Source organism: Streptococcus parasanguinis (assembly GCF_047465465.1).
Lineage (GTDB): Bacteria > Bacillota > Bacilli > Lactobacillales > Streptococcaceae > Streptococcus > Streptococcus parasanguinis_AI.
Genome location: NZ_JASGZU010000004.1, coordinates 108,999 through 126,540 on the forward strand (window position 1 = coordinate 108,999; position 17,542 = coordinate 126,540).

The 17,542-nt window shown below is 41.5% G+C and carries 15 protein-coding genes; 5 read left to right on the plus strand and 10 right to left on the minus strand.

What is annotated here, in order from left to right:
* Nucleotides 1-8: 8 nt before the first annotated feature.
* Nucleotides 9-1,988 carry a peptide ABC transporter substrate-binding protein gene (locus tag QM351_RS07950; RefSeq protein ID WP_414327160.1) on the minus strand — a complete coding sequence of 660 codons (1,980 nt, stop codon included), beginning with the start codon at nucleotides 1,986-1,988 and terminating at the stop codon, nucleotides 9-11.
* A gap of 144 nt (nucleotides 1,989-2,132) precedes the next feature.
* On the opposite strand from QM351_RS07950, the gene QM351_RS07955 reads away from it, so the two are divergent.
* Entirely contained in the window at nucleotides 2,133-3,455 is a 1,323-nt protein-coding gene (locus QM351_RS07955; protein WP_049489275.1) for a DUF1958 domain-containing protein, read from the plus strand.
* A gap of 65 nt (nucleotides 3,456-3,520) precedes the next feature.
* Here the strand turns inward: QM351_RS07955 and QM351_RS07960 are convergent, their stop codons facing one another.
* The 8 genes from QM351_RS07960 to QM351_RS07995 all read right to left on the minus strand — a co-directional run bounded on the left by QM351_RS07960 (nucleotide 3,521) and on the right by QM351_RS07995 (nucleotide 11,745).
* Entirely contained in the window at nucleotides 3,521-4,612 is a 1,092-nt protein-coding gene (locus tag QM351_RS07960) for a glycerol dehydrogenase (protein WP_049486452.1), read from the minus strand.
* Nucleotides 4,613-4,626: 14 nt separating this feature from the next.
* Nucleotides 4,627-5,295 carry a fructose-6-phosphate aldolase gene (locus QM351_RS07965; RefSeq protein WP_049486453.1) on the minus strand — a complete coding sequence of 223 codons (669 nt, stop codon included), beginning with the start codon at nucleotides 5,293-5,295 and terminating at the stop codon, nucleotides 4,627-4,629.
* A gap of 15 nt (nucleotides 5,296-5,310) precedes the next feature.
* Nucleotides 5,311-7,749, minus strand: coding sequence for a glycyl radical protein (locus QM351_RS07970; RefSeq protein ID WP_023027619.1), 2,439 nt, complete (start codon nucleotides 7,747-7,749; stop codon nucleotides 5,311-5,313).
* A 141-nt stretch (nucleotides 7,750-7,890) separates the two neighbouring features.
* Nucleotides 7,891-9,192 carry a PTS sugar transporter subunit IIC gene (locus QM351_RS07975; protein ID WP_049486454.1) on the minus strand — a complete coding sequence of 434 codons (1,302 nt, stop codon included), beginning with the start codon at nucleotides 9,190-9,192 and terminating at the stop codon, nucleotides 7,891-7,893.
* Nucleotides 9,193-9,203: 11 nt separating this feature from the next.
* Nucleotides 9,204-9,512 carry a PTS sugar transporter subunit IIB gene (locus tag QM351_RS07980; RefSeq protein ID WP_013904534.1) on the minus strand — a complete coding sequence of 103 codons (309 nt, stop codon included), beginning with the start codon at nucleotides 9,510-9,512 and terminating at the stop codon, nucleotides 9,204-9,206.
* 13 nt (nucleotides 9,513-9,525) lie between these two features.
* Nucleotides 9,526-9,849: a PTS lactose/cellobiose transporter subunit IIA gene (locus QM351_RS07985; protein ID WP_049486455.1), complete on the minus strand. Its 324-nt coding sequence runs from the start codon at nucleotides 9,847-9,849 to the stop codon at nucleotides 9,526-9,528.
* A 166-nt stretch (nucleotides 9,850-10,015) separates the two neighbouring features.
* Entirely contained in the window at nucleotides 10,016-10,987 is a 972-nt protein-coding gene (locus tag QM351_RS07990; RefSeq protein WP_350012155.1) for a sugar-binding transcriptional regulator, read from the minus strand.
* A gap of 14 nt (nucleotides 10,988-11,001) precedes the next feature.
* Nucleotides 11,002-11,745 carry a DeoR/GlpR family DNA-binding transcription regulator gene (locus QM351_RS07995; RefSeq protein WP_048717589.1) on the minus strand — a complete coding sequence of 248 codons (744 nt, stop codon included), beginning with the start codon at nucleotides 11,743-11,745 and terminating at the stop codon, nucleotides 11,002-11,004.
* A gap of 130 nt (nucleotides 11,746-11,875) precedes the next feature.
* Here QM351_RS07995 and QM351_RS08000 point away from each other — a divergent pair, with 130 nt between their 5' ends.
* On the plus strand, nucleotides 11,876-12,652 hold the full coding sequence (locus tag QM351_RS08000; RefSeq protein WP_048691616.1) for a glycyl-radical enzyme activating protein: 777 nt from the start codon (nucleotides 11,876-11,878) through the stop codon (nucleotides 12,650-12,652).
* Between the two features lie 265 nt (nucleotides 12,653-12,917).
* Here the strand turns inward: QM351_RS08000 and QM351_RS08005 are convergent, their stop codons facing one another.
* On the minus strand, nucleotides 12,918-14,813 hold the full coding sequence (locus tag QM351_RS08005; protein ID WP_414327161.1) for a M13 family metallopeptidase: 1,896 nt from the start codon (nucleotides 14,811-14,813) through the stop codon (nucleotides 12,918-12,920).
* A gap of 148 nt (nucleotides 14,814-14,961) precedes the next feature.
* Here QM351_RS08005 and QM351_RS08010 point away from each other — a divergent pair, with 148 nt between their 5' ends.
* From QM351_RS08010 to fimA, 3 genes are read left to right on the plus strand one after another with little or no spacing between them, the layout of a single operon-like run.
* A complete protein-coding gene (locus QM351_RS08010) occupies nucleotides 14,962-15,684 on the plus strand; it encodes a metal ABC transporter ATP-binding protein (RefSeq protein WP_414327162.1) in 723 nt (240 codons plus the stop codon).
* Nucleotides 15,681-16,523, plus strand: coding sequence for a metal ABC transporter permease subunit (locus QM351_RS08015; RefSeq protein ID WP_414327163.1), 843 nt, complete (start codon nucleotides 15,681-15,683; stop codon nucleotides 16,521-16,523). Before QM351_RS08010 ends, QM351_RS08015 begins: the two co-directional genes overlap by 4 nt.
* Nucleotides 16,524-16,534: 11 nt before the next feature.
* Entirely contained in the window at nucleotides 16,535-17,467 is a 933-nt protein-coding gene (fimA, locus tag QM351_RS08020; RefSeq protein WP_414327164.1) for a metal ABC transporter substrate-binding lipoprotein/fibrin-binding adhesin FimA, read from the plus strand.
* The last annotated feature ends 75 nt before the right edge of the window (nucleotides 17,468-17,542 follow it).

Below are 17,542 nucleotides of genomic sequence, written 5' to 3' on the forward strand. Positions count from 1 at the left end.
AGAAAAGTCTATTTCACATGCTTTTCAAGTTCTTTTTGCGCTTTTTTATTGGATTCTTCTTTTTCTTTCTTCCATTGTTCACGCGCTTTGTCATAGTCTTTCGCCGCTACGACCTTGTCTTGAACTTCTAAATACTTATAGTTAAAGGTTTGACCCTTGTGGCCTGTCCAAGCAAAGGCTGCAGAGTATGGTACAGTCTTACGAACGACTGGAGAAGCCCCATCCGAATGAATCGGAATCAAGAGGGCGCTATCGGTCAACCAAGCCTGAGCCGCAGCATATTTTTCATAACGCTTGTTGACATCTGTGTTTTCTTTTTGAGCGTCCTCAATTAATTGATTGTACTCATCAAAGCCAGCTGCTTTTGCCACCGCATTATCCGTACCAGCATCGAATCCAAAGTAAGAATTGGCATTTTCACCAGATTTACCACTGGTGATGTCGATGTAAGAAGATGGGTCCGTATAGTCTGGTCCCCAGCCCAAGTTATTGTTTAGATCCCAGTCTTGTTGGGAAGCATTTTCAGCAAAGTAAGTCACTCGTTGAAGATCATCCTCAGAAACCATATTCAGATCGATGACAATATTTTCTGCTCCCAATGTAGATTCAATCGACTGTTTGAAGGATTGGGCTTGTTTGATTCCTTCCGTATAAGTCGAAGAAGTTGGAAGGTCTAAATGAATTGGGAATTCAACTCCTTGAGCCTGCAAGTCTGCCTTGGCTTTGGCAAACTCTTCTTTGGCCTTGCTTGGATTGTAGAGGGTGTCTTTTCCATCTGCGACAGAGACCCCTTTCCATTCATCCCCATAAGCTTCTAAGTCTTTTTCTACTGCATCACCAAATTGTTTGCCATCGATTTGGACAAAGTTTGGTGGCGTAAAGGTATTACGGATCACCTTATTGGCACCCGCTTCCCCGTTAGTTTGCGCTACATAAGCCTTGCGGTTGAAGGCAAACATAATAGCTTGACGGAAGTCCTTGTTCAAGATTGCTTTCTTGGTAGAGGCCTTTTGAGCATCCGTGGTCTTCTTTGTGATTTCATAGGCCTGACGGTCAATGTTGAAGGAAAGGTTATAGGTTGAGGAACCTTGGTCAGTATAGACGATGTCGTCCTTATGCTTCTTCTCTACACTCTTATAGTTGGAACCATTTGGGAAAACACGGGCAACTGTATAGTCACCGTTATCAAATCCACGGATCAGAGACTCGGAGTCTTGACCATCATAATAGGTCAGTTTGACTTTACTGATCTTGACATTTTCCGCATCCCAGTAGGTTGGATTTTTTTCTAATATCGCAGAAGATTTCGAAGTGATGGATTTGATCAAATAAGGACCGCAGTAAAGGATACTAGACGGAGAAGTTCCTTGACCATAGTCATCCCCTTTAGATTTCAGGAATTCTTCATTGACTGGCATCAGGATCCCCATCGTAGTCTTGGAATTCCAGAAGCTTTCTGGCTGGCTCAAGGTATATTGAACGGTATAATCATCAATCGCTTTCACACCAACGGTTGAGAAATCAGATGTTTTCCCTGAAACATAGTCATCCAAGCCTTTGACAGATTTTTGGACCAAGTAAATCGCTTGTGATTTCTTATCTGCTGCGTGCTTGAGACCTGTCACAAAGTCTTGGGCCTTAACCTCTCCTCCATATTCTTCCCCTTCAGAAGTCATCCATTTGACCCCTTTGCGGAGTTTATAAGTATAGGTCAAGCCGTCTTTGGAAACAGTCCAGTCTTTAGCAAGTGATGGGATTAAGTTCCCATACTTGTCTACTTCCAATAAGCCATCTACTGCATTTCCTGTAAACTCGGAAGTCGATTTTTTATTGGAAATCGAATAGTCGAGCGTATCTGGATCCTGGGTATAAACATAGCTAAACGTCTGTCCACCGGAACTTCCAGATTTTCCACCTGAGCAAGCTACGAGGACACCAGCTGATAAAAGCAGAGCGCTGGTAGCTAAGAGTACCTTTCCTTTGTTCATATAATTCACCTCATTGTAAAAATGTTATATTCAATTTAAATTATAGCACTTTCCAGGGAAATGTAAACGCTTTTACTGCGAAATTATTCTCTTTTTTCTTTTTCTAGAATTTTTTCCGTTTTAATCCCTAACCTGTATGATATAATGGAATTTATGAATAACGGGAGACATTTACACAAACGACTAAAATACAGCCTCTTGTCCCTCCTTGTAGGAGTCTTGACATTAGGCCCTATCTCTACTGCTTTTGCGGACGATATCTATCAGCAAGAAGATGTCATGAAAATCGCAGCCGATGCTGGACTGGTATTGGATGATTTTTACAAGCCTAAGGCCGACATCGTCATCGATGCTAATACTGGAGCCATCCTATACGGAGACAATATCGACACGGTCCGGGACTCAGGCAGCATGGCCAAGCTCATGAGTGCCTATGTGGTCTTTCGGGCTCTCAAAGAAGGTAAGATCAAGTACGATACCGTGGTCACAGCAACAGAGGCTGATCAAGCTATTTCGGAAAACAATTTGTTAAGTAACTCACCTATTGTAGCTGGTGTGGACTATAAGGTATCTGAATTGATCAAGATGCTCTTTGTTCCCTCTTCCAGCGCAGCTGTGATTATGCTCGCAAACGCTGTTACGGACAATGATCCCGATAAGTTTTTGGACTTAATGAATCAGTACGCACAAGAAATGGGGATGAGCCATACCAAATGGCACAATCCAAATGGGGCGATGATCTCGGTGCTTCAGGGCTACTACAATCCGCAACGCTACGATGTCAATGCCAATAACGAAATTACAGCGCGAGACATGTCTATTCTGGCTTATCACATCGTAAACGACCTGCCAGAAATGTTGGAATACACCAAGCAAGCTCACACCACCATCATGGAAGGAACCCCTTACGAGCAAAGCTACGATAATTACAACACTTCCCTCGAAGGTGGAAAGTTCGCCCTCAAAGGAACAGATGGACTCAAGACCGGATCCAGCCCGACTGCTGACTACAACTACACCGCGACAACCAAGCGAGGTAAACAGCGGATTATCGAAGTCATCCTAGGCGTTGGAAACTACGATGTCGAGATCGCCGAAAGCTACCGCAATCAGATCGGAAATACCTTAGCTGAGAAAATGTTCGCAGACTACCAGTATAAAAAAGTCCTTTCTGCAGGGGAACACACCATCGACGGGAAGACCATTCAACTGAAGCAAGACTTTTATGCAACCGTTAAAAAAGGTACGAAGCCAGCCCTTAAACTGGAAAACAACCGCCTGGTCGTCCAAAACGGCTTGCAACAGGTATCTCCAAGTATTAAGGCGGGAATGGCCGTGAGCGATTCTAAAGCAACAAACTCTAGCAGTAAAAGCAAGGGGCTAGATGCCATGTGGCTCTTCTGCTTCTTGCCAGCCGGAATCTTATACCTGATCTTTAAACAAACCGATCCAAAAAGAAGAAAATAAAACAAGAACTCCCATTACCATAAGGTATGGGAGTTCTTGTTTTAGAAAGGAGTTCCGTTCTATAGTTAGCCTAAGGACTTGACATAAGCATCGACTGCTACAATCGCTTGAGCAATATCAGATGCTTGTACCTTGAATGGCATTTGGTGAATGGTTTCTCCTTCGATGGTAGCTTGTTGGCCAACCTTGAGAAGATCTTCGTAGCTTGCATTTTCAAGATGCATTTCTTTCAGAGTCGTTGGCATGCCAATTTGTTGATAGAAACGAATGTATTTGTTCAATTCTTCTTTTGGTCGGTTTTCCAAGAACAATTGAACCAAGGTTCCATAGGCTACTTTTTCACCGTGAGTCAAATGGTGAATGTCTCCGGTGAGGGCCGTAAAGCCATTATGGATGGCGTGAGCCGCTGCTAACCCTCCACTTTCAAATCCAATCCCACTAAGAAGGGTATTGGCTTCAATGATGTTTTCAAGAGCAGGGGTTACGACTTTGGCTTCACAAGCAGCCATGGCTTGGAGTCCATCAGCAAATAAGGTTTCTTCACAACGTTGTGCAATGGCGACACCCGCTAAGGTTTGTCGTTGACCCAACATGGTTTTTCCATTGGCTTGCATTACCGCACGCGCTTCGACCCAAGTCGCTAATCCATCTGCGATTCCAGAAGCGAGCAAACGTTTTGGTGCTTGAGAGATGACTTTGCTATCCACCAAGACCAATTCTGGGTTTTTAGAATAGAAAATATAGCGAGCAAAGGCACCTTCATCCGTGTAGATAACTGACAAAGCGGAAACGGGAGCATCTGTAGAGGCAATGGTAGGGGCAATCACAACTGGTGATTTTAAAAGATCGGCAATAGCTTTCGCACTATCGATGGTCTTTCCTCCACCAAGTCCAATGACCAAATCACAGCCATTTTCTTCTGCCAAACTAACCACACGATTGATTTCGTTATCAGAAGCTTCTCCATTAAAGAAGACTGGCAAGACTGTAAATCCATACCGAAGGAGATATTTTTCAAATCGTTCTCCTACGATTTCATAGACTACTGAGTCGCATAGTAATACAGGATGACTCCCCAGTTCTAAAATAGGTTTTGCATTTTCAAATAAGGCATTTTCCCCTTGAATGTAACGTGACGGACTTGCAAAATTTCTCATATACTCCTCCTTTATCAAATTATATTCTGATGATGAATAGCTGACCAATCATTCGCAAAATCATTCACCGCTTTTTCAATTGACGGCATTCCAAAAGCCGCTTCAAAGACATCAGCCCCAGCAGTGATGGCTTGTGCCCCTTCTTTGAATGCTCGATTGACTTGACCGACATTCTTAAAGGATGCTGCTAGAATTTTGCTTGATGATTGATTTTTTTCGATTGAATCTGCCAATTGTGCTATTACCTGTGCTGAATCAATATTCAAGTTCTCCATTCGATTATAATAGGGAGCAAGGTAATCTGCGCCTGCTTCAATAGCCAAAAGACCTTGAAATACAGTATAAATTGCGGTTGCAGTAATTTTATAACCTTCTGATTTTAATGTTTTGATAGCTGCCAACCCCTCAGGAGTAACCGGAACTTTAATAAAAACATTTCCGCCACATTCTTGTCGAATTTTCGCAGCATCTTTTAAAATACCGTCATAATCTTTCGCAACAACTTGCACATGGATAGAAGGAGCTTCACCAATGATCTCCCGAACCTCATGAATCCGTTTAAAGAAATCGATTTCTCCTTCTTTTTTGGCAATTGTTGGGTTAGAGGTTACCCCAGCAAGAGGTAACACTCGAGCCCATTTTTTTATTTCATTTATATTTAAAGTATCAAGCATAAATTCCATATACATACCTCTTTACTATAGAGTATGCTCTGTCCGTCCAATAATATCATCTTGTGTAGCTCTTGATAGTACATTGAAGAAAGCTGAGTAGCCTGCAACACGTACAATTAAGTCACGGTGTTTTTCCGGATGTTTTTGAGCATCTAATAACGTTTCTCTAGAAACCACATTATATTGAATATGGTATCCATGTAGACGATTAAAGAACGTACGGAGTAAAGCAATAAGTTTTAATTTATCTTCTTCTTTGGCTAAAGTTTGTGGGTTTACTTTTTGGTTCAGTAAAACACCACCAACTATTTCATCTGTTGGCAATTTAGAAACTGATTTTAGAACAGATGTTGGGCCATGTTGGTCCATATTGTGGGATGGAGAGCATCCTTCTGCTAGTGGAGTTCCAGCATTACGACCGTCCGGAGTAGCTAATGTTCCACGACCTTGTCCTACATTGGCTGAAATAGAAGATGTACCTGAGTAACGGATACCACCGATTGGCCCACGTCCATAGCGAGTATTTGGATATTTAGCAATTTCATCCACATAAATATCGTATGCTTCTCGAACTAAGCTGTCTGCATAGTCATCATCGTTTCCATACTTCGGTGCATCATGGATAAGCATCTCTTGGATTTCTTTTCCACGTTCGCCCTCGTAATCGGTTTCCAGAGCATGCCATAGTTCTTGTGGTGTTAAGCGCCCTTCTTCAAATACCAGTTTCTTGATCGCTGCAAGCGAATCGGATAAGTTTGCAATACCCACTTGTAAACCAGAAATATAATCGTAGACAGCCCCACCTTCTTTTAGGTGTTTTCCACGTCCAATACAGTCATCTGTCAAAGCTGAACAGAGGATATCTGGCACTTCTCTTTCAAGAGATAGGTCGATAGAGTTTTCTACGATCACACTCATGCGGGTTAAGTGGCGTAAGGTCTTGTCCCATGCTGTTTGCAATTCATCGAAGCTCTTCATGTCTTTAAAATGACCAAAGCTTGGTGCAAAGCGCTTGCCAGAAGCAGGATCGATTCCGTCATTCATCGTAATGAGCAAAACTTTAGGGAAGTTCATATAACTCATACCTGTACAGCGATATCCCCACTTACCTGGAACAGCTGTTTCTACACAACCAATTGCACTGTAATCATAAGCATCTTCTTCAAGCACGCCTTTTGAAATAAAGGATGGAATAATGATCTCATCATTATTGAAAGCAGGCATACCGAATCCGAGCTTCATAACTTCAATACATTCGTTCATGAAGCGGGCATCCAAACCAGCATGGTAACGAACAGTTAAGTTTGGTTGAGGAAGGTGAGTTTGAGCAACAGACTTCAACACTAAATAAGACAATGGGTTAACAGCGTCTTTCTTATCACGCGTTTGACCACCAATCGTAACATTTTGATAAAGCGGACTACCTGCAGATGAGAAGGTATGTGCTTGACTACGTACTTTGTTAATTGTAATAGTCTTAATCCAAAGGTTGGTCAAGCGTTCAACAATACTCTCTTCAGTTTCCCGTCCACTTTCCAAATCAGCTTTAACGTATGGATACATATATTGGTCAAAACGGCCATATGAAAGTGAGTGTCCATTTGATTCAATCTGAAGAATACATTGGATAAACCAAACAGACTGAACAGCCTCTGCAAATGTACTTGCAGGCTCGTATGGAACTTTTGAGCAAATCTCTGCAATTTCAAGCAATTCCTTCTTACGTTCAGGAGTTGCTGTCTCAGCAAGTTGTTTAGCAAGTTCAACAAATCGTTGAGCATAGGTCTTAACAGCATCAACTACGATAAAGATAGAATCGTAAAAATGGTACTTATCAATGCTAGCTGGATCCGTTAGATCTAGGGCTGCTTTAGCTTGGCGGGCTCTTTCTTCAAAACCTTTCAAGCCATATTGCAATAATTTTTGATAATTGACTGCTAAGTGGGCATCTCCTGAATTCATCTTCCCTTCCATACCGAAGAATCCTGTTTCCATATAGACAGATACTTCTTCAGGTAGAAGAGCTCCAGCTCTTGCACGTAAGTTATTATTTTCCCAGAACGGTGCGATACTACGGAGCTGCTCTTTCGTTTCTTCCGTAATATAGAAGACGTCACCATCCCGCTTTTCAAAAAGATCCAATTCCTTCAGAACGAACTCTAAAGTATATTCTGGGAAGATCGGAGCATCTTTATTAGAGGATGCTTGGTTTCCAGCAATCATGGATTCATCCTCAATATAGATTGTCATATTTTCAAGAATCTCTTTCAACATATAGGCACGTTTAAGAACATTTGGTTGTTCCTTATAACGATCATATGCCTTAGTTGCAAGAACGGCACGTTCAGCGTCGATATAAGGCTTCTTGTTTAAGACATCTTCACGATACTTATTCATGCGTTCAGTGAGGCTTCCAAAATATTCTGTTTTAATGCTTGTACTTGCTACTTCTACTTGTTTCATTTTTTCAAAACCTTTCTTTTGAAATTATTTTGTTTTCTTTCGTAACTATAGTAGCATTAAATTTTACGAATTTCAATGAATTATGGATAATACCTATAAATTCTATTCTAGTCGCACATCTGTGCACTCCTAATAAACGCACTATTTTTCAGCTTGTAATTCGTTGTTATAGGCAAGATTATCTTGGAATTTGAAGAATGGGAAATATACGACAGTCGAGGTTGCGAGAACCAGCACTTGAACGAAAGCACCTTGCCAACCTCCAACCATAAATCCAGAAATAATGGCTGGTGTACTCCAAGGAAGGGTCACACCTGAGAATGGATGCATGAACCCAATAGCAATTGAAGTATAAACAATTATCGCTGCTAAAATTGGAACGATAATAAATGGAAGGAACATCACTGGGTTCATTACAATTGGGAAGCCAAATACGACGGGTTCATTAACATTGAAGATTGCAGGAAAAGCTGCAACTTTCCCAAGTGCCTTATATTGTTTTGACTTAGCAGCAAATAACATAGCAACAACCAAACCAAAGGTTATACCTGATCCAGACAAAATAAGGAAACTATCTAGGAATTGTTGAGTTACAATGTGAGCACCATTTTCAACGGATAGCTTCCCAGCTGCCAACATTGATTTATTGGCATCCAGGTTAGAAAGTAGTAAGGCTGTTACTACACCATTGACAACTGATTGTCCGTGCACACCAAACCACCACAAGAACGAAATAAAGAAGGCAATTCCAATCGCTCCGTAAAGTGATCCTGTTAGACCTTGTAGAGGAACCTGAATGACATCATAGATCATTTCAATGAAAGTACCGCCACTTGTCACTACTTTTGATACGATATAGACAATCATTGATAGTAAGAAAATCACGAAAGCAGGAATCATCGCTTCAAATTGTTTGGCAATGGCTTGAGGTACTTGTTCTGGCATTTTAATAACAATGTGTCTTTGGATAAACACAGTATAAATCGCACCAACTACCAGACCTATAATAATAGCCCCGATAATCCCTTGACCACCAAACCATACTTTTGCAATGGCATCACCAATTGGTTCTCCCTTAGCTGGTACATAAGAAGATTTTAACAAGATAAAGTATGAAGATAGGGACAAAACTCCTGCTGGCAAGGGTTCTACTCCACTGTTTTTAGCATATGAATAACCAATGGAGAAGCACGAAATTAAGCCCATGATGGCGAATGTTCCTGAATAAACCTGCATAAATGGCTCTGTCCACGTATCGCCAAATACACTAGCAATAGCCTGATTAAGGCCTTCAAATGGTAATTGCCCAATAATCAGGAACAAACTACCAACTACCGTTAATGGAAGGATCGCTAACATCCCATCTTTAAGAGCAATAATTCCTTTCAAGTTTACAAACCGCATGATTGGAGCGATAATTTTCTGAGAATTAAAATTAGACATGGGAAGCCTCCTTATTTTTCTCCTAGCAATTCTAGAGCTAGATTTAGTACTTTCTTACCATCCAACATCCCATAATCTGCCATAGGGATGACAGCAATAGGAATATGGTTTGCCTCACAAATCGCTTTTGATTTATCCAAAGTATAAGCTACTTGAGGGCCCAACAAAGCGACATCGATTTCAGGAGCAAAATCTGCTAATTTCGCTTGAGAATAGGCATCGATTTCAGCATCAATCCCTAATTCCTTAGCCGCCACCTTCATATTATTTACCAACATTCCTGTTGAAAATCCTGCTGCACAAAACAATCCAATTTTCATCTTCTTTTCCTCCTTATTGTTTCGCTGAAAGTTCTTTACGTAAGTCAATCATTTCTTTGATCAAGTTAATCTCTGTGATTGAAGTCATTAAGTGATCTTGTGAGTGCACAAACAAAGCTGTAATCTCTGTCTTTGTCCCACCTGCTTCCTGGGCTAAAAATTGTGTTTGCAAGTTATGCGCTTCTAGCAATGCTGCATCTGCTTTCGCAATTTCGTCTTCAGAAGATGTAAAATCGCCCTCCTTAGCATATGATAAAGCTTGGTAAATATGCTGTTTAGCATCACCCGCATTTAAAATCAATCCCATAATAATTTGGTCTGCAACAATTATTTCCATGTGCACTACACTCCTTTATCAATCTACTGAAAGCGCTTTTTCTATTGTCAATATACCATTTATATTTTTGCCGGTCAATAAAAATCGCAACATTTGATTATTGTTTTTGTTTTTTGCACATTTGTGCTATTTAACTCAAAAAAATAAGGACTGCATTCCTGCTGTCCTATTTTTTAGTAAATTGCTGATCACCATCTAATTCTAAGACTTTTAAGATCGTTGCTTCATCTGTGACTAAATGATTGATATAGTTGGCTTTCAAAACCGATAAAAGTGCTTTTGCTTTCTGATCACCGTAGGCCAAAGAGATGGTGTTTGGTACCTCTCTCAATTCCTCCAATGTGATAGATATTGTTCTTTCCTGTAATTCAGGATAAACGGGGATACCTTCTTGATCAAAGAAACGACAGCATATTTCTCCTACAGCATGTTCTGACTCCAATTTCTTAAAATCATTTGATGTCAGCATATCAAACCACTGAGGATTCTTGCTATCTGCATAGCCACCAATCCCTACAGCCGCAACATCCAAACAACGCCAACTAGCTTTCAAATCCTCAAAATACTTAGAAGATAAGATGCCTTCCGTCACCTCAGAATTTTCTTGAATGACACTCGCGTTTATAAAATGACATTCCCCATGAAATTTACTCGCCATACTGTAGATCAGCGTATTGACATGGTAGCGAGCATGAATATGACTGGGACCTCCAGCTAGGGGATAAAACTGTACACCATCCAAGCGCTTCGTTCCAACTTGTTCTACCATTAATCTGAGAGACTCGCCCCATGAAAATCCGACTGTCATTCCATCTTCAATCAAATTACGAAGCATGACCGCACTTGCTTGCGCCAGTCGCTTTTCAAGGCTTTCTCGAGGTTCATCAACTAGATTCGGTATAATCTCGATAGCTTTTAAGCCATATTTTTGTTTGATATAATTTTCTAAATGGAAGAGGCGAGTATCAAAGTTTTCGATTTCAATTTTTACTACGCCCTCTTTCTTGGCCTCTGCTAGCATTCTGCTGACAGTTGTACGGTAGATTCCAGTTTCTGCTGCGATTTGCGATTGACTTTTGTCTTCAACATAGTATAGATAGGCTAATTTAGCAAGTAACTTTTTCCGTTCATCTTTCAATTGGCTTCTCCTTCTTATACTAAAGTTAAAATTGTTTGTGAATCCTCAAGTTTTTCTTTCGCTTCTTGAGATATATTCTTATCTGTTATGACTCTCGAAACTTGTGAAAGTGCAAATCGTCTGACAGTTCCACATTTCCCAAATTTACTTGAATCTGTTAAGACAATCACTTCTTTAGAAACATCGGACATAGCTTGAACAACTTCACTTCTCATCATATCTTTCCCAGTAAAGCCAAGTTCGTCATCATATCCGTCTACCCCTACAAAAGCAAAGGGAACTCTAAAAGAGCGGATTAATTCTTTCAAAAGCGGACCTACAGTCACTCTCGATTCTTTTTGAAATTCACCACCAAGTAGGATGATTTTACAAGAATCATATTCCTGAATATAATCTGCAATAAAGTAAGAATTTGTCACAATCTTGACATTCTTTTTTGTTTGGCAAATTTCTTCCGCTAGCAAGGCACATGTAGAGCCCGATTCAATCAAAACCGTGTCGTTATCCTTAATTAATTTAGCAGCTTCCCTGGCTATTCTTTTCTTGGTATCATATTGAAAGGACAGTCGAACATTGATATCATCTCCACTATTTAAAACAGCATAGCCGTGTTCTCTATGCAATAATCCTTTGGATTCTAGCTTGTCCAAATCCTTTCGAATGGTCACTTTAGAGACTTGTAATTTCTCAGACAAACTATTAACATCAATCTTTTCAAATTCCGATACTAATTTCAATATTTCATCTAAACGTTGCATTGTTTTTACCTCTTCTCTATTTTAGCAAATTTTCGAGTGAATTCAAAACAAAATAAACTTTCGTTCGTAATTGAATTAGTTTCTTAAATAATGTATAATGGACTTACTAGATTGATAGGAGAGCAAAAATATGGAACAAAATCGCGGCATAATCTTTAATATCCAACACTTTAGTATCCATGATGGCCCTGGAATCCGAACTACTGTATTTTTAAAAGGATGTCCCCTACGTTGTCCATGGTGCTCCAATCCTGAATCCCAGCGTGCAAATCCTGAAAAAATGTTGGATGCTGTTACTAAAAAGGAAACCATCACAGGAGAAGAAAAAACAGTTACCGAGATCATAGATGATGTCTTAAAAGACGTTGACTTCTACGAAGAATCTGGTGGTGGCCTTACCCTGTCTGGTGGAGAAATCTTCGCTCAATTTGAATTTGCCAAAGCTATCTTAAAAGCTGCGAAAGAAGTTGGACTTCATACTGCAATCGAAACGACAGCTTTTGTTGAACATGAGAAATTTGTCGATCTCATTCAGTATGTTGATTTTATTTATACAGACCTTAAACATTACAATACACTTAAACATAAGAAGGTTGTCGGAGTCAACAATCATCTGATTATTAAAAATATTCATTATGCCTTTGCTCAAAACAAAACAATCGTTTTACGTATTCCAGTCATTCCTAATTTCAATGACTCTTTAACTGATGCTGAAGAATTTGCTTCCCTTTTTAATTCTCTCAACATCGATGAAGTACAACTTCTCCCATTTCACCAGTTTGGAGAAAACAAATACAAGCTTTTAGGACGTCGCTATGAAATGGAAGGAATAAAAGCCCTGCATCCAGAAGATTTATATGACTACCAGCAAGTTTTTTTAGATCATGACATTCACTGTTATTTCTAATCCACTCAAAAATCCCCAAAACTAGTTTCAGTAGATTGAAACTTGGCTTTGGGGATTTTTATTTTTTTACGACCGTCGAGAAAAAGAGAGATTGCCTGGTGGGCATGGCCCACATGGTCAAGAAAATCAATCAATTGCTTAACTGAAGTCGAGACTACTTCCTTTGGAAAAAAGATAAATCAATTGGCATTCAGGGAATGCGGCATTGATTTCCTATTTTTCTGCAGGAAGTTTCGGTAAACCGAATCGTCTCTCCTATCTTAGTTTACCAAATAATCACACGGTCTTCTGGTGCACGCCACATGCCGTCGCCTTCTTTGACATCAAAGGTTTCAAAGAATTCGTCAAAGTTTGGTAATTGGACATTGGTACGGAGTTTTCCTGGTGCGTGGACATCGACACTTGCGAGGAGTTGCATGTACTCTGTCCGAGCTTTCATGCGCCAGATGCGAGCAAAGTTGGTGAAGAATTCTTCTGCTGAGAAATCTTCCTCTTTCTTAGCGGCTTCAAGGGCTACAGCGATACCACCGAGGTCTGCCACGTTTTCCGAAACGGTCAATTTCCCGTTAATCTTAGCACCGTAAGAGTCTTGCCCTTCAAACTGATCGATGACCTTTTGCGTGCGAGCGGTAAAGGCCTCGTAATCTTCTGGCTTCCACCAGTCTTTCAAGCTACCGTTTTCATCAAAGGAAGCACCATTGGTGTCAAAGGCGTGGGAGATTTCATGGGCAATGACTGCACCGATTCCGCCGTAGTTGGCTGATGATGATTGGTGAAGGTCATAGAAAGGTGCTTGTAAAATCGCTGCTGGGAAGACGATTTGGTTTTGTTGCGGATCATAGTAGGCATTGACCAGGTGGGCTGGCATGTGCCATTCGCTTCGATCAACCGGTTGGTTCCACTTGCTCCAAGTATGGGCAATGGAAATTTCGTAAAGGGCTTGAGCATTTTCAACCAAGGTCTTGCTTTCGTCGATGATCTTTTTGGCGTATGTTTCTGGTAATTTTTCAGGGTAGCCGATATGTGGTGTGATGACATTGAGTTTGACAATAGCTTTTTCACGAGTTTCAGGAGCGAGCCAGTCTGCTTTTTCTAAGCGCTCCTTGTAAACCTCAATCATGGTCGCTACTTTATGCTCTACGTCTGCTTTTGCTTCTGGTGAGAATTTTTCTCCCGCATACCAGAGTCCAAGCGCTTGGCTATATGGTACTTCTGCTAATGACAAGGCCGCCTTTTCTTTTGGACGAGGTTCTGGAACACCTGCAATCGTACGACTATATTCACCAGCCAAGACACGGATTTCTTCGGTCAAGAATAAAGTCCAATCTACGGCTGCACCAAGTTTCAATTTGGCATGAATGGTTTCCCAGTTGGCTGCCGAGTAGTATTTTGGTGCGAATTCCTTCCAGAAACGCTCTTCTGGCACGATGATTTTATCTGGTGTTTGTCCGATCACTTCAGTAAAGAAGGTATCGAGTGGCAATTCTGGGACCAAGGCCTTGAAATCTGCCCACTCATAAGGATGGTAGAGTTTGTTGTACTCGGATCTTTCTTCGTTTGATAAGACATATTTGGCTAATTCTGCATCCGCCGCAATCACTTTATCCAGGATATCTTTGATTTCTTCCTCTGAGAAATCAAATTTTGGCAAGAGTTTTTCCATCATTTGGCGCCAGATAGCCAGCAATTCTTGTCCTTTTTCGTTGCCTTCTTCATAGTAGGTCGTATCTGGCAAGATGAGAGCAAGGGACTCTCCCCACAAGACATTCATTTGGGCATTCTTAAAGTCTGGTGACACGCTAAATGGCAAGAGATTTGGTTTGCCAGCTAGTTCATAGGTGCCCAACTTGCTGGTATAGTCTTCAAAAGAAGACAGAGCCTTAATTTCATTGATCAAGGGCATGACTGGTGCTACACCAGCTGCTTCTCGCGCATCAAAATCTGCCACCATTTTATGGTATTTGACAAAGTTTTGCAGAATGCTGTCTTCAGGCAGCTCTTCTCCCCGTTGCCATTTTCCAGTGATATCCAACATCAAGTTTTCGATATCTTGGATCAAGTCCATAAAACCACCAGTTGACGGTTTGTCATCAGGAATCACAGCTGTCTCAGCCCATTCCCCATTGACGTAATCATAAAAATCATCTTGTAAACGTACCATGATCTTCTCACTTTCATTCTTTTCTATTAACCTTATCAAAAATAGGTCTATTTTTCAATGATTACAAAAGATTTAATCTAAATTATTTTAAAAATTAACTTGACTTAATTTTTTCATTCATGTATATTAATGGTAAAGGAGTAAAATCATGATTCAAATTGAACATCTAAGTGTTGCTTACCAGCAAACACTGGCCTTGGAGGATCTTTCCCTCACCATCCAGGGTCCAACCATCCTAGGCATTCTTGGACCCAACGGAGCTGGAAAATCAACCCTGATCAAGGCCATGCTAGGACTTCTCCCTCATGCGGGAATGGTCCAGCTCGATCAAAAAGACCTCGGCCAAGTTCTTCAACGAGTGGCCTACGTCGAACAGAAATCCGCTATTGATTTCCACTTCCCCATCACGGTGCGGGAGTGTGTCTCGCTGGGCCTCTACCCCCATCTTTCTATCTTCAAGCGAAAAAGCAAAGAGGATCTGAAAAAAGTGGAAAATGCCTTGAAACTTGTCAATCTTCTTGATCTAGCGGATCGCCAGATCGGCCAACTATCGGGAGGGCAATTCCAACGAGTGCTGATTGCCCGCTGCTTGGTCCAAGAAGCAGATGTCATCTTTTTGGATGAGCCCTTCGCAGGGATTGACTCTGTCAGCGAAGACATCATCATGCAGACCCTCCAGACCTTGAAAAAAGAAGGCAAGACCATTCTGATCGTCCATCACGATCTGAGCAAGGTCCCAGCTTATTTTGACCAGGTCCTCCTCCTTCACCGCAAGCTGATCGCTTTTGGGAAAACAGAGGAAACCTTTACCAAGGAGAATCTGCATGTAGCCTATGGGCATGAACTCTTTATAGGAGGTGGCGTCGGATGATTACAGAATTTATCGATGGGTTACAGCAATTCCACTTCTTACAAAATGCCCTGATCACAGCTATTGCCATCGGCATTGTCGCTGGAGCTGTCGGATGCTTCATCATTTTGCGAGGCATGTCTCTCATGGGAGATGCCATCTCGCACGCGGTCCTTCCGGGGGTAGCTCTGTCCTTTATCCTGGGCATCAATTTCTTTATTGGCGCCATTGCCTTTGGGCTTTTAGCCTCCATCCTCATCACCTATATCAAGAGCAACTCCATCATCAAGAGCGACACTGCGATTGGGATTACCTTTTCTTCTTTCCTCGCCTTAGGAGTCATTCTGATCGGAGTCGCTAAAAGTTCTACCGACCTTTTCCACATCCTCTTTGGAAATATCTTGGCCGTGCAAGACCAGGATATGTGGGTGACCATCGGTGTTGGGGTGGCGGTCTTGCTGGTAATTGTCCTGCTCTTTCGCCCCTTGCTACTCACTTCTTTTGATCCCGTTCTAGCTCAATCCATGGGCGTCCGGGTCAAGATCTATCACTACCTCCTCATGGTGCTCTTGACCTTGGTTTCTGTCACTGCCATGCAGAGTGTCGGGACCATTCTCATCGTCGCCATGCTCATCACACCCGCTGCGACAGCCTATCTCTATGCCAATAGCCTCTGGTCCATGATGCTCCTTTCATCCGGATTAGGTGCTCTAGCTTCTATCCTGGGACTCTTTATTGGCTACAGTTTCAACATCGCCGTCGGGTCTTGTATTGTCCTCACTTCTGCTGTCTTCTTTCTCATCAGCTTCTTTATCGCTCCTAAGCAGAGAAAGAACAAGCACGCTCTTTCGCCTCATTAAAGGAGAAACACATGAAAAAAATCGCTTCTGTCCTTGCTCTCTTTGTGGCGCTCTTATTTGGTCTTATGGCCTGTAGCAAAGACTCTTCTTCCAAGTCCTCATCTGATAAATTGAAAGTCGTCACCACCAACTCCATCCTCGCAGATATCACTAAAAATATCGCTGGGGACAAAATCGAGCTCCACAGTATTGTCCCTGTCGGTCAAGATCCCCACGAGTACGAACCACTCCCAGAAGATGTCAAAAAAACTTCACAAGCAGACCTGATCTTCTACAATGGGATCAACCTCGAAACGGGTGGCAATGCTTGGTTTACCAAGTTGGTCAAAAATGCCAATAAAGTAGAAAACAAGGATTATTTCGCAGTGAGCGAGGGAGTCGACGTCATCTACCTAGAAGGTCAAAACCAAGCTGGAAAAGAAGACCCTCACGCTTGGCTCAATCTCGAAAACGGGATCATCTATGCTAAAAACATTGCTAAACAATTGATCGCCAAAGATCCAAAAAATAAGGACTTCTACGAAAAAAATCTAGCAGCCTATACTGAAAAACTTAGCAAGCTGGATCAAGAAGCCAAGCAAGCATTCAATAACATCCCAGCAGATAAGAAGATGATCGTAACCAGCGAAGGTTGCTTCAAGTACTTCTCCAAAGCCTACGGCGTCCCATCTGCCTATATCTGGGAAATCAACACCGAAGTAGAAGGGACACCCGAACAAATCAAAACGCTGGTAGAGAAATTGCGTCAAACCAAGGTGCCGTCTCTCTTTGTTGAATCCAGTGTCGATGAACGTCCTATGAAAACTGTCTCTAAAGATACCAATATCCCGATCTTTTCAAAAATCTTTACTGACTCGATCGCCAAAGAAGGCGAAAAGGGTGATAGCTACTACAGCATGATGAAGTGGAACTTAGACAAGATCGCAGAAGGATTGAGTCAGTAGACCATTCAGATTTCTAAACAAATCAGTGGCCCCTCCACCGGTATTGCGGTACAATAAAAACAAAAAAGGAGTCTT

What these genes read in the sequence shown, in the direction of transcription:
- QM351_RS07950 (WP_414327160.1), bottom strand. Translation starts at nt 1,988, where the DNA reads ATGAACAAAGGAAAGGTACTCTTAGCTACCAGCGCTCTGCTTTTATCA.
- QM351_RS07955 (WP_049489275.1), top strand. Translation starts at nt 2,133, where the DNA reads ATGGAATTTATGAATAACGGGAGACATTTACACAAACGACTAAAATAC.
- QM351_RS07960 (WP_049486452.1), bottom strand. Translation starts at nt 4,612, where the DNA reads ATGAGAAATTTTGCAAGTCCGTCACGTTACATTCAAGGGGAAAATGCC.
- QM351_RS07965 (WP_049486453.1), bottom strand. Translation starts at nt 5,295, where the DNA reads ATGGAATTTATGCTTGATACTTTAAATATAAATGAAATAAAAAAATGG.
- QM351_RS07970 (WP_023027619.1), bottom strand. Translation starts at nt 7,749, where the DNA reads ATGAAACAAGTAGAAGTAGCAAGTACAAGCATTAAAACAGAATATTTT.
- QM351_RS07975 (WP_049486454.1), bottom strand. Translation starts at nt 9,192, where the DNA reads ATGTCTAATTTTAATTCTCAGAAAATTATCGCTCCAATCATGCGGTTT.
- QM351_RS07980 (WP_013904534.1), bottom strand. Translation starts at nt 9,512, where the DNA reads ATGAAAATTGGATTGTTTTGTGCAGCAGGATTTTCAACAGGAATGTTG.
- QM351_RS07985 (WP_049486455.1), bottom strand. Translation starts at nt 9,849, where the DNA reads ATGGAAATAATTGTTGCAGACCAAATTATTATGGGATTGATTTTAAAT.
- QM351_RS07995 (WP_048717589.1), bottom strand. Translation starts at nt 11,745, where the DNA reads ATGCAACGTTTAGATGAAATATTGAAATTAGTATCGGAATTTGAAAAG.
- QM351_RS08000 (WP_048691616.1), top strand. Translation starts at nt 11,876, where the DNA reads ATGGAACAAAATCGCGGCATAATCTTTAATATCCAACACTTTAGTATC.
- QM351_RS08005 (WP_414327161.1), bottom strand. Translation starts at nt 14,813, where the DNA reads ATGGTACGTTTACAAGATGATTTTTATGATTACGTCAATGGGGAATGG.
- QM351_RS08010 (WP_414327162.1), top strand. Translation starts at nt 14,962, where the DNA reads ATGATTCAAATTGAACATCTAAGTGTTGCTTACCAGCAAACACTGGCC.
- QM351_RS08015 (WP_414327163.1), top strand. Translation starts at nt 15,681, where the DNA reads ATGATTACAGAATTTATCGATGGGTTACAGCAATTCCACTTCTTACAA.
- fimA (WP_414327164.1), top strand. Translation starts at nt 16,535, where the DNA reads ATGAAAAAAATCGCTTCTGTCCTTGCTCTCTTTGTGGCGCTCTTATTT.